At 44.9% G+C, this 11,274-nt stretch carries 8 protein-coding genes; all 8 read left to right on the top strand.

From position 1 onward, the window contains the following. Nucleotides 1-106: 106 nt before the first annotated feature. The 8 genes from DW083_RS03170 (at nt 107) to DW083_RS23310 (ending at nt 11,268) form a co-directional block, all read left to right on the top strand. Nucleotides 107-1,621 (top strand): RagB/SusD family nutrient uptake outer membrane protein, encoded by a 1,515-nt coding sequence (locus DW083_RS03170; RefSeq protein ID WP_370038645.1) that lies wholly within the window; start codon nt 107-109, stop codon nt 1,619-1,621. 22 nt (nt 1,622-1,643) lie between these two features. After that, on the top strand, nt 1,644-2,618 hold the full coding sequence (locus tag DW083_RS03165; RefSeq protein ID WP_115499329.1) for a family 43 glycosylhydrolase: 975 nt from the start codon (nt 1,644-1,646) through the stop codon (nt 2,616-2,618). A gap of 182 nt (nt 2,619-2,800) precedes the next feature. Further along, the gene (locus tag DW083_RS03160; RefSeq protein ID WP_122331432.1) at nt 2,801-3,355 is read left to right on the top strand and encodes an RNA polymerase sigma-70 factor; all 555 of its coding nucleotides are present in this window, start codon (nt 2,801-2,803) and stop codon (nt 3,353-3,355) included. Between the two features lie 333 nt (nt 3,356-3,688). Beyond that, nucleotides 3,689-4,684, top strand: coding sequence for a FecR family protein (locus tag DW083_RS03155; protein WP_122331394.1), 996 nt, complete (start codon nt 3,689-3,691; stop codon nt 4,682-4,684). A 165-nt stretch (nt 4,685-4,849) separates the two neighbouring features. Continuing rightward, the gene (locus DW083_RS03150; protein WP_233551722.1) at nt 4,850-8,197 is read left to right on the top strand and encodes a TonB-dependent receptor; all 3,348 of its coding nucleotides are present in this window, start codon (nt 4,850-4,852) and stop codon (nt 8,195-8,197) included. An 18-nt stretch (nt 8,198-8,215) separates the two neighbouring features. Beyond that, nucleotides 8,216-9,700, top strand: a complete 1,485-nt coding sequence (locus DW083_RS03145) for a RagB/SusD family nutrient uptake outer membrane protein (RefSeq protein ID WP_122331431.1) — start codon at nt 8,216-8,218, stop codon at nt 9,698-9,700. A 34-nt stretch (nt 9,701-9,734) separates the two neighbouring features. Then, on the top strand, nt 9,735-10,223 hold the full coding sequence (locus DW083_RS23315) for a sulfatase-like hydrolase/transferase (protein ID WP_255419776.1): 489 nt from the start codon (nt 9,735-9,737) through the stop codon (nt 10,221-10,223). 79 nt (nt 10,224-10,302) lie between these two features. Further along, on the top strand, nt 10,303-11,268 hold the full coding sequence (locus DW083_RS23310; protein ID WP_370038629.1) for a sulfatase/phosphatase domain-containing protein: 966 nt from the start codon (nt 10,303-10,305) through the stop codon (nt 11,266-11,268). The last annotated feature ends 6 nt before the right edge of the window (nt 11,269-11,274 follow it).

The following is an 11,274-nucleotide window of genomic DNA, read 5'->3' as shown; positions in this document are numbered from 1 at the left end:
ACACAACCAAAGAGGGAGTTACAAATGGTGTGAACGGATTGTATTCTACATTGAGGAATGTGTATATCAATGAATATTTGATCTATTTATGTGAAGGTCCTCGGATATCTGGAACGCTTATAATGGTGGTGACCAATGGAGAAACTGGACGATAGATGCAACAAATGGTAATGTTAGGAGCCTATGGTATAATGGCTATAAGTCTATCAACCAGTGCAACTCTGTTTTAGATGCTCTTGAGAATAATGAGATTCCCGGCTTGGATAAGAGTTTAAGGATTCGTTATCAGGCAGAAGCCCTGTTTATCAGAGCGCATTATTATTATCACCTGGTTCAACAGTTTAATGATATTCCTATGCCGTTGAAGCCCACTGAATCTGTTGAAACGGCAGCACATAAGACAAATGCGGATGAAGTTTGGAAACAGATTATTTCGGATTTGGAATTTGCCATTGACAATTTGCCTGAGTCATATCCCGTGTCTGAATACGGACATATTACCAAATATGCAGCAATGCATCATTTGTCAAGAGTCTTACTTACAGTAAAACGGAGTGATGATGATTTGAAAAAAGCATTGGATTATGTAGAACAGGTAATCAATTCGGGAAAATATGCATTGGTGAAGTCCCATGCTGAATTGTGGGATATTAATAATAAACGTAATTCAGAAGTTATTTTCCCTGTTTTATATACGCAAAATGCAGAATTAAATGGGGATGGAAATACCGCACATATGTATTTCTGCTCCGCATATTCGGAAGAGCATCCGGCAGTGAAACGTGTTATTGAATATGGCAGGCCCTGGAGCCGTGAACGCTCGACCGATTATGCATTGAATTTATTTGATGAAACAATTGACAAGCGTTGGGAGGATTGCTTTATATCACGTTGGAATGTAACCGAAAATTCGGTAAAAGAAAGTATCTTTAGCCCATTCACGAAAAAGATGGAAGAAAAAGTTTGGACAAAAGGAGAATTGGCAATGATTGATCCTAAACGTCCCTGGACAAAAGAACAGATCAAAGAGGTATGGCCTGTGCTTGTATTCCAGCCGGAATATATGCGTGAACAGATCGATCCTCAAAAGGATGTTCAGTCTGTAGACAATCCAGATGCGGAATGGCCGTCGAATACACGCTTTACCAATTATAAGATGTATGCCTATCTGGTAAAGCATTTGGATCCTTTACGCCCGGAGGTTAACTGGACCCCCGGTTCTCGTGATGTGTTTGTTTTCCGTCTGGCGGATACTTATTTATTGGCGGCGGAGGCGGCATTTTTGTCTGGGAACTCTCAGAAAGCAGCTGGCTATATTAACGTAATACGCCATCGTGCGGCTATTCCGGGGCATGAGGCAGAGATGGAAATAAAACCGGCTGATGTAACAATTGACTTTATCTTGGATGAGCGGGCTCGTGAGTTGATGGGGGAAATGCATCGTTGGTATGACTTGAAACGTACAGGAAAGTTATATGAACGAATGAATAACCCGGAGATGAGCCCGGCTACAGCCGGAAAATTCAAAGAATATCATGTTTTGCGGCCTATACCTCGTGATCAGCTCACAAATGTATCAAATCCGGAAGAGTTTACACAGAATCCGGGTTATGGTAATTGATTATTCATTAAAAACGAAATAAATGATTGGACGTTTATTATTTTTGTTAGCACTTTGTCTGCCCCTTTGGGGGCAGGCTCAACATCCTCGCATGATGTACGGCGATACTTCCCGAGTCGGGGTTCCCTACTCGAAAGATCCGCATGTGGTAAACTTTAAAGGACGGTATTTGATGTATCATTCCATTCCTCCTAAAAAGGGAGATGAGGCTTCCGGCTGGAATATTGGGATTGCGGAGAGCAAAGATCTGGTTAACTGGACAAAGGCTGGTGAGATAACGCCTGCTCCCGGTGCCGATTATGAGAAAAAAGGACTATGTGCTCCCGGTGCATTGGTGAAGGATGGACAGGTGCATCTGTTTTACCAGACGTATGGAAATGGAAAGAATGATGCCATTTGCCACGCAGTTTCGGATGATGGCGTACATTTTAAAAGAAATCCGACGAATCCGATCTTTCATCCTTCCGGAGACTGGACCTGCGGGCGTGCCATAGACGCGGAAGTGTGTGAATTTAAAGGCCGTTACTTTCTTTACTTCGCAACCCGCGATAAAGATTATGACATCCAGATGCAGGGTGTCGCTGTCGCACCGGCTAACACCGGTTTCAACCGGGAAGACTGGACACAGGCGGCAGACTCCTCCATTCTGTATCCGGTATATCCGTGGGAAGGCAAGTGTATCGAAGGTGCTTCGATTGCAAAAAAAGATGGCAAACTGTTTATGTTCTATGCCGGAGCTTATAATAACGCTCCCCAACAAATAGGTGTTGCGGAAAGCGAAGACGGTATTGTTTGGAAGCGCCTTTCGAAAGAACCTTTTCTGCGGAATGGCAAACCGGGTGAATGGAACTCCAGTGAATCCGGACATCCACATTTATTTACCGATCTGGATGGGCGGACATATCTGTTTTATCAGGGAAATAACGATAATGGAAAAACTTGGTATATCACACAGGAAGAGGTTTTCTGGAAAGATGGGAAACCCTATCTGAAGTAAGTAAATAAAGATTGTATTTTCGGCCTATTATTCCTAATTCTCGAAGCATAGGAATAATAGGCTTTATCTGTTTTATACACTTGTTTTTCTCACGATCCCGTAGTAAAACCGGAACAGCGACAGATAAGCTTTCGGCCTTTTGTTTTGATTATTCTGATATTTTTCGCTACTTCGCATTTATTATGAAATTACCGGAAGAGCAAAACGACTTGAAGAAGATTGCAGCCGGAAACGTAGCTGCATTTGAGCGGTTATTTTTCCGATACCAGCCGAGGTTGGTGAATTTTCTTATCGGCTTGACGCACGACAAGGAAGCCAGCCGCGATATGGCGCAGGACTTGTTTTGCTCTTTATGGAAAGACCGCGAAAAACTTAAAAATGTCCGTTCTTTCTCCTCCTACCTTTTCCAGATGGCGCGTTTTACCGTGTACGACTACTTCGACCGTCTCATTGTATCGGAAAAATATACGAATGAATACCTGCAGGAAGCCTCTCCGGCCGAATCAGAGGAAGAAGCCTTGTTCGTTCGCGAACTGCAATCGATCATCAACCGTACGGTCGATCGAATGTCTCCCCAGCGAAGCAAAATCTACCGGATGAGCCGTGAGGAAGGTTTGTCTAATGACGAAATCGCTATGCGCCTCGATATCAGTAAACGGACAGTGGAAAACCACCTGACCGCCGCCCTTGCCATTCTTCGCAAAGTCCTTTATCTATTCTTTGTCATGAATATTTGAATAAATAACGGATAAACATCGATCCTCTATTGCATGTTACGGCTGTATTCCTTTTATGTCACAACTGTCTACCTTCTATGTTACAGTTGGATTTCTTCTGTTTCACGGCTGTGACATGAATAGCGGGTCGGTTTGGAAGGGGCGCACATTCCGCATCGTTCATTCTATCTGCCGGGTGGTTCCTTCCTTTACGGCACAATAACCCCATGAAGCACTACAATACCATTTTACAGGTAATCTGCTGACTGTTTTACAAGAAATTGAAAAAAAGTGCATATTAGGTTGTGTGTATTTCCTTAGCAAGCCGACTCCATTATAAAGCACAGGGATTTTATGGAAGAAAACAACAATATAAAACGACTTATACAACTCTATTTCGGGAAGCGTTTTTCCCGTTCCGGGCGCATTCTGTTTGGCCGCTGGTTGCGGGCTGAAGACGGAATGAAGGAAAAGACAGCCGCGTTGCAAAACTGTTGGGAAGAATCGGTGACTGACGTGACGGAGGAAACCCTGGAGGATTGGGATGGCTTGTTGAGATGCCTGCAGCCGGAGACGGTTTTTCAACAAACTGTTTTGTCGTTTCAGCGGAAATTGAAATATGCGGCAGTGATAGCGTTAATGTTGTTGACCGGAGCAGCGACTTTCTTTGCTACTGACCGCCTGAAACCCGCCCGGCATGTGGAGATGGCAGAGTTGTTTGTTCCCTATGGCAAAAGCCGGCAGGTGATTCTTCCGGATAGTTCCCGTGTTTGGGTGAATGCCGGCTCATTGCTTGTTTACCCGAAAGATTTTACTGATGCGGAAACACGTACGGTTTACCTGACAGGCGAGGCTTCGTTTGCGGTGCAGAAAGATAAGGAAAAACCTTTTATCGTAAAGACGACCTATCTGGCAGTACAAGCATTGGGAACTCTTTTTACGGTTGTTTCCTATCCGGGTGATTCATGCACGAGTGCTATTCTGGAAAAAGGGAGCATCAAGGTCGACGTGAGATCAGACGAGCATCAGTCTGAGATATTAAAGCCGAATGAACAGTTGATTTATTCACATACGGCGCATACTGTGACGGTCCAGCCAGTCGATGCTTCGCTTTATAGATTGAAACGTAGCGGTTATCTGATTTATGAAAACGTACCCTTCAGTCTTCTGATGTCCTCTTTGGAACGGAGGTTTAATGTGACGATTCATTATAATTCACAGAAGTATGCCGGTGAGTCTTATAACGTTAAGTTTGCCCCGCATGAAACATTGGAGGATGTCTTGAACGTCCTGCATCAATTAGTAGGTATTCATTATAAAATAAAAGAGAATGTAGTATTTATAAACTAAAATAAAGGAGGAAAAAACCATGAACAAAAGAAAACCGGAAAGAACGAAAGTGCGAAAATCCCTCTTTCCGGCGTTTGAAATCAAATAATAACTTTTTTGAACTCAACGTAAAGCGTTGAAAAATAAATAATAAATAAATTTCAAACATACAAAGATATAAACTTTATGAATCTAATACATATAAAAGCGGGAAAAACTCTTTTCCGTATTTTTATAATGGGAGCATTGTTTATCAACAGCTCGTTTGTGTTTGCTCAAAATCAGCAAGTTCGGTTGTCCGGAAATAGTTTAACCTTAAAGTCTGCTTTTAAACAAATAGAGCAACAGACAAAATTGTTTGTAGACTACAATACACAAGAGGTGAATGACTCTCAAGTCATTAAACAATTACCGAAGGAAAACAGCGTGAAAAATGTGTTGGAACAACTTCTTAAAGGGACGAATTGTTCTGTGTCATTCAGTAACGGGCATATTATTATTTCAAAAAAAGCATCCGCCCCATCCCAAGTAAAAAAAGTAACAGGTGTCGTGAAGGACGAAAAAGGTGAACCTGTGGTTGGTGCGAATATCGTGGAAAAAGGAACGACAAACGGTATTATAACCGATATGGACGGGAACTTCAGCCTCAGTGTTTCCGCTTCTTCCGTACTTCAGGTTTCTTATATCGGATACCTCACACAGGAAATCCCGGTTGGCAACAAAAACTCCTTTGCTATCAAATTAGCGGAAGATTCGCAGGGGCTCGATGAAGTGATTGTCATCGGCTACGGATCTGTTAAGAAGAGCGATTTGACCGGTTCCGTGTCTTCCGTCAAAACGGCGGAATTGCAGCAGACGCCGATGACTTCCATCGACCAGGGCCTTGTCGGCCGTGCTTCCGGTGTGCAAGTAATCCAAACATCCGGTATGCCGGGAGCCGTGGCCTCTATCCGGGTACGTGGTAGCAGTTCTCTGCAGGGAGGAAACGAGCCTCTCTATGTTATCGACGGTTTCCCGGTTTATAGCGGTAGCGGTTTCGGTAACACCGGTGGCAAGACGCAGATGAGCGGCCTGTCGACCGTAAACCCATCGGATATCGAGTCTATCGAAATCTTGAAAGATGCTGCCGCAACGGCAATCTACGGGGCGCGTGCTGCAAATGGTGTCGTATTGATCACGACGAAAAGCGGTAAGAAGGGACGTGATGTGATTTCTTTCGAGACTTCTTTCGGATGGTCCAATGTCTCTAAGAAAATAGACGTGATGAAAGCCCAGGATTACGTGAAGTTAGTCAATGAGGCTTATACCAACGACGGTTTGGACCCCTATTATAGTGCGACCGATTTAGCGGAGATCGCCAAGGTCGGGGATGGCACGGACTGGCAGGATGAGATTTACCGGACAGGCCTTACCCAAACCTACCAACTGAATTTCTCCGGAGGTGACGAGAAAACGCAATACTCCATTTCCGGGAACTATACCAACCAAAAAGGTATTATCTTAGATTCGGACTTTAAGCGTTATTCCATCCGCTTGAATTTCGACCGTAATATTTTTAGTAATTTCACGGTCGGTACGCATGCTACGGGAACTCACACGATTAATAATGCAGTAGCTACGGATACCGGTGGAGAGGATGGAACTGTTTCCGGTGCGTTAAGAATGAATCCGGCGCTTCCTATATATGAAGACGAGCTGGCGGGAACTTATACCCAGATAAATGTGCCGGGTCTTTTAATCCCAAACCCTGTCGGGACAGCCAAAGAACGGAAATTCAATAATGCAACGTCGCGTTTATTGGGGGATATATATGCCCAGTGGGAAATCATTCCCGATCTGAAAGTAAAGATCGTAGCGGGTGCGGATGTGATGTATCATAAAACGAACCGATATACGCCGGTTTCCATTTATCAGGCCCGGGGTATCGCCTCCGCTGATGTCGGCATTAACAAGAGCATCAACTGGCTGAATGAAAATACGGTGACCTGGAATAAGACGTTTGCGGAAAAGCATGATTTCAGTGTATTGGGTGGATTTACCATGCAGCAGAATAATACGGAGTACGCTTTGGCCTCTTCCTCAAATTTCGTGAACGACATTATGCTGTATAATAACCTGGGAGCAGGTTCCATCTATAACAAGCCGGAATCCAACGCTACCCAATGGAATCTGATGTCATATCTGGCCCGTGTAAACTATTCCTACGATCATCGTTATCTGTTCTCGGTCAATGCGCGTATCGACGGTTCTTCCCGCTTCGGATCGAACAATAAATATGGTTTCTTCCCCTCCGCATCAGCTGCCTGGCGTATTTCCGAGGAGTCTTTTATGGAATCGGTAAAAGACCTGATCCCTAATTTGAAGTTAAGAGCCAGTTATGGTTTTACGGGAAATACCGAGATCGGTGTTTATCAATCATTGGCGACACTGGATTCTTACAGCTATGTGATCGGGGATTCGCAAGTAACAGGCTTTTCTCCCAATCGAATACCCAATCCGGATTTGAAATGGGAACGGACAGGACAATTCGACGTGGGACTTGATATTGGATTATGGAATAACCGCTTACGTATTACGACAGACTATTATAAGAAGAAGACAACAGATTTGCTATATGATGTTGCCATACCTTATACTTCCGGTTATCAGACCATGCTGAAGAATATCGGTAGCGTCGAGAATCACGGTTGGGAATTGTCTATCGAGAGTGATAATATCACAGGACGGGATTTTTCCTGGACAACGGCATTCAATGTCTCACTCAACCGGAACAAGGTCCTGGAATTAGGCGGAGAAGATTACAAAGAGATGAGCGAAGGGGACGGGCACTTGAAGACCGGAGCCATTCGTCGACTTATCGTGGGTAAACCGATCGGTATCTTCTATGGCTACCGCTTTGACGGTATCTTCCAGAATGAAGAAGAATGCAAAAAGCAAACCTCTTCCGCTTCCCCGATCGGCGTAGGGCTAAGACGTTACAAAGACCTGAACGGAGACGGTAAGGTGGATGCAACCAACGACCGGGAAATCTTGGGAGATGCAAATCCTAAATTCTTCGGGGGTATGACGAATACGTTCTATTATAAAGGTTTCGAACTGAATGTTTTCTTACAGTATTCTGTAGGAAACAAAATATACAACTACAACGCGATGGAGCTGGAAACACCGACAGGAGGTACGAATGCCTACGCAGACTTGGTGAACCGGTGGACTCCGGAACATCCGAGTAATGTTTATCCGAAAGCCTCTACGAACCGTAATATATTGGTTAGCGACCGCTTTGTGGAAGACGGCTCTTATCTGAAATTGAAAACGCTCTCCTTATCCTATGATTTTTCCAAGTTGAAACTGAAGCATATACAAGGTTTGCGGGTGTATGTGACCGGACAAAATTTATTGACTTGGACAAAGTATCGCGGCTATGACCCTGAAGTGAGCTATAAGGGGGCCTCCACACTGGAAGCCGGTGAGGATTACGGAGGTTATCCGCAAGCCCGGACATTTATGGTTGGTTTAAAACTTGATATTAAATAAATGAAATCTAATATGATCATGAAAAGAATATTTCTATATAGCTATTTGATAGCAGCCAGTTTGTTGAGCGGTTGTTCTTTCCTCGATGAGAATCCGACAGATCGCCTGGTTACGAATAACTTTTATACGAATCAAAAGGATGCGCAATCAGGAGTCGACGCTATTTATCAGGAATTCTATGAGATATACAAGCGTCAGATGTACTTGATGTGCGACTTACCGACGGATGCCATGAAGAACGGATTGGGAATGCCGAATGCTTTTTTGCAAGACCTGGAGTTCCTGCGTCATAATTCGGAAAATACGTTTGTCCGGGATATGTGGAAAAACAATTACTCGGGAGTGATGAGGGCGAATGTCGCTATCAATAATATCCCGGGAGTGACGATGGACGAGACTTTGAAAGCCCGCCTGATCGGTGAAGCGAAATGTTTGAGGGCTTTATTTTATTTCAACCTGGTCCGCTTCTACGGGGATGTTCCTCTTGTCTTGAAATTGGACAATATAGATGATGCAATGGGCCCCCGGATAGATAAAGAACAGGTCTATGGACAAATAATTGCGGACCTGACGGATGCATCTCAGGCATTGCCGGTTTCCTCTGATTATAGCTCTACCGATCTGGGACGTGTCACGAAAGGAGCAGCTAAAATATTGTTAGGTAAAGTCTACTTGACTAAAGGGGATTATGCGAATGCGAAAAGCACACTGGCCGAAGTGATCGAGAATGAAGGAACTTATGGATATGGCCTGCATCAGAATTATGCGGATAACTGGAATCCTGCTACTGAAACAGGAAAAGAAGCCGTCCTGTATGTGGAGTTTAAGCCGCAACCGCTGGTGTTCAACCAGGAAATGGGATTGGCGGGGCCTAAATACTCTATCCCGGAACCGATAGGTGTTGCCGGTTCAAATGAGGCGGATATCCCGACGATGGAGTTGTATAATGCTTATGACAAGAATGATCTGCGCTGGCCGGTTAATTTCCGTACACATTTTACGAATCCCAATAACGGGCATGAGATGGAATCCTCGATCCCTCTGTTCGGAAAATATTGGCAGGAAGGCCTGAAAGCGGAGAATCAATGCGAGATAAATATGCATATCATCCGCTATGCCGATGCCTTGTTAATGTATGCCGAAGCCTTGAATGAACTGGGGGAATCGGCGAAAGCCCACGAGGTTTTGAACAGGGTTCGCGAGCGGGCCTACGGGGATACTTCCGGTAACTATGCCGGATTATCAAAAGATGCGTTCCGGGATGCCATACTGAAAGAAAGATGGCTGGAATTTCCGTTGGAAGGACATCGCTGGTTCGACCTGGTACGGATGGGCAAGTTCGTAGAACGTATGAAGGAACATAGCGCTTATGAAGCCTCCATCGCGGAAAGTAACAAGACAGACATTGCGAGTAACGTAAAAGATCACATGATCCTCATGCCTATCCCCCAACATGAGATGGACTTGAATCCGGAGCTGACTCAAAACCCCGGATGGAATTGATATTAGTTGAACAGGTGACTAATAAATATAGCGTATGAAAAGGAATAATCTGACAACAGTATGTTTGTGTGGCGTTTTCGCCACACAAACTATGATTGCCGCAGACCGGGATCGCCCCAACATCATTTATATCATGTCCGACGATCACGCCTCGCAAGCGGTAAGTGCCTATGGTGGAATCCTATCGGATATCTTGCCAACCCCTAATATTGACAGGATCGGACATGAAGGTGCAATCCTGCAGAACTGTTTCGTTACGAATTCGATCAGTACACCCAGCCGTGGCGCTATTATCACCGGACAGTATAGCCAAAAGAACGGGGTATATACGTTGGAAGACCCTCTGGACCCGGACCATCCGAACGTGGCGAAATGTTTGCAGCAGGCCGGTTACCAGACCGCTATTATCGGCAAATGGCATTTGCATGCAGAGCCTACCGGATTCGATTATTATAATGTCTTGCCGGGACAAGGGCGTTATATCGATCCGATGCTTATCGAAAAAGGAAAATGGGGGGGATGATCCGAAGGCGGATCCACGGGCAGGAGAAGTCTACAAGGGCCACTCTACGGATGTGATCGGCAGTCAGGCGATCAAATATATGGAAGGAAGGGATAAAAATAAACCATTCTTCCTGATGTGCCATTTTAAGGCGCCGCATCGCCCGTGGACTCCGGCGGAACGGTTTAAGGATTTACTGAAAGATGTGACGATACCGGAACCGGAAAATCTCTTAGATACCTATGAAGGCAAAGGGCAATACGCGCAATTGCTTCGGATGAGCATGGAAAATTTCCGCCCGTCCGACGTGAAGACCGACCTTCCGACCAATCTGAGCCGGGATGAGTTCCGCCATTGGGCTTATCAAATATACATCAAGGATTACCTGCGTTGCATCGCCGGTATCGACGAGAACGTCGGGCGCATCCTGAAATACCTCGACGATAATGGCTTGACGGATAATACGGTTATCATCTATACGGGCGACCAGGGATTTTTCCTGGGAGAACACGGCTGGTTCGACAAACGGCTGATGTATGAAGAATGCCTGCGTATGCCGTTCGTGATCCGCTATCCCAAGGAGATTAAACCGGGAACGGAGAACAAGGACATTACGTTAAATATCGATTTCGCCCCTCTGTTTCTCGATTATGCGGGGGTGAGCAAACCCGGGCAAATGCAAGGGGAAAGCTTCCGGTCGAATTTGGAGGGCAAGACTCCGGGCAACTGGCGGCAAGCCATGTATTATCGTTATTGGATGAACGCGGATAACGACCATAATGTCACCGCAAATTACGGTATCCGTACAGATCGTTATAAGTTGGTATTCTATTATGGAGAGTCTTTAGGCATGACCGGCACCAAGAATGTCTCGATCACACCGGAATGGGAACTGTTCGATCTGGGGAACGATCCCATGGAAATGAAAAACATCTATAATGACCCGGCAAATAAGGCTTTAATAAAGGAACTGAAAACTAAACTTCTGGAATTAAAACGCCAATATGACGATGAGGACAGTAAGTATCCGGTGATGACTGAAATCGCGAAGAAATATTATTGGTAAGCATCT

The sequence above is a fragment of the Parabacteroides sp. AF48-14 genome (assembly GCF_003477465.1).
GTDB lineage: Bacteria > Bacteroidota > Bacteroidia > Bacteroidales > Tannerellaceae > Parabacteroides > Parabacteroides acidifaciens.
The sequence above is the reverse complement of the archived record's forward strand: the minus strand, read 5'-3'. Positions and strand labels throughout refer to the sequence as shown.